Annotated in this window: 1 rRNA gene; it reads left to right on the plus strand. The window is 57.0% G+C overall.

The features are described from left to right. Positions 1 to 159: 159 nt before the first annotated feature. A 16S ribosomal RNA gene (locus AU195_RS22615) occupies positions 160 to 1,681 on the plus strand. The last annotated feature ends 16 nt before the right edge of the window (positions 1,682 to 1,697 follow it).

Below are 1,697 nucleotides of genomic sequence, written 5' to 3' on the forward strand. Positions count from 1 at the left end.
GCGGGTGTGTTGTTTGAGAACTCAATAGTGTGTTTGGTGGTTTTTGTTTGTTGTTTTTGTTGTGCCGCGCCTCTTTTTCCCGTTTAGGGGTGTGGTTGTTTTTTGCCAGATATTGTTTCTGGTTGTGATCGGATTTTCCTGATTGCCTTTTTTGGGTTTTGTTTGGAGAGTTTGATCCTGGCTCAGGACGAACGCTGGCGGCGTGCTTAACACATGCAAGTCGAACGGAAAGGCCCTTCGGGGTACTCGAGTGGCGAACGGGTGAGTAACACGTGGGTGATCTGCCCTGCACTTTGGGATAAGCCTGGGAAACTGGGTCTAATACCGAATACACCCTGCTGATCGCATGGTCTGGTGGGGGAAAGCTTTTGCGGTGTGGGATGGGCCCGCGGCCTATCAGCTTGTTGGTGGGGTGATGGCCTACCAAGGCGACGACGGGTAGCCGGCCTGAGAGGGTGACCGGCCACACTGGGACTGAGATACGGCCCAGACTCCTACGGGAGGCAGCAGTGGGGAATATTGCACAATGGGCGCAAGCCTGATGCAGCGACGCCGCGTGGGGGATGACGGCCTTCGGGTTGTAAACCTCTTTCAGTAGGGACGAAGCGCAAGTGACGGTACCTACAGAAGAAGGACCGGCCAACTACGTGCCAGCAGCCGCGGTAATACGTAGGGTCCGAGCGTTGTCCGGAATTACTGGGCGTAAAGAGCTCGTAGGTGGTTTGTCGCGTTGTTCGTGAAAACCGGGGGCTTAACCCTCGGCGTGCGGGCGATACGGGCAGACTGGAGTACTGCAGGGGAGACTGGAATTCCTGGTGTAGCGGTGGAATGCGCAGATATCAGGAGGAACACCGGTGGCGAAGGCGGGTCTCTGGGCAGTAACTGACGCTGAGGAGCGAAAGCGTGGGGAGCGAACAGGATTAGATACCCTGGTAGTCCACGCCGTAAACGGTGGGTACTAGGTGTGGGTTTCCTTCCTTGGGATCCGTGCCGTAGCTAACGCATTAAGTACCCCGCCTGGGGAGTACGGCCGCAAGGCTAAAACTCAAAGGAATTGACGGGGGCCCGCACAAGCGGCGGAGCATGTGGATTAATTCGATGCAACGCGAAGAACCTTACCTGGGTTTGACATGCACAGGACGTCGGCAGAGATGTCGGTTCCCTTGTGGCCTGTGTGCAGGTGGTGCATGGCTGTCGTCAGCTCGTGTCGTGAGATGTTGGGTTAAGTCCCGCAACGAGCGCAACCCTTGTCTCATGTTGCCAGCACGTTATGGTGGGGACTCGTGAGAGACTGCCGGGGTCAACTCGGAGGAAGGTGGGGATGACGTCAAGTCATCATGCCCCTTATGTCCAGGGCTTCACACATGCTACAATGGCCGGTACAAAGGGCTGCGATGCCGTGAGGTGGAGCGAATCCTTTCAAAGCCGGTCTCAGTTCGGATCGGGGTCTGCAACTCGACCCCGTGAAGTCGGAGTCGCTAGTAATCGCAGATCAGCAACGCTGCGGTGAATACGTTCCCGGGCCTTGTACACACCGCCCGTCACGTCATGAAAGTCGGTAACACCCGAAGCCGGTGGCCTAACCCCTTGTGGGAGGGAGCCGTCGAAGGTGGGATCGGCGATTGGGACGAAGTCGTAACAAGGTAGCCGTACCGGAAGGTGCGGCTGGATCACCTCCTTTCTAAGGAGCACCACGA

Source organism: Mycobacterium sp. IS-1496, from assembly GCF_001499995.1.
In the GTDB taxonomy this organism is placed as follows: Bacteria; Actinomycetota; Actinomycetes; order Mycobacteriales; family Mycobacteriaceae; genus Mycobacterium.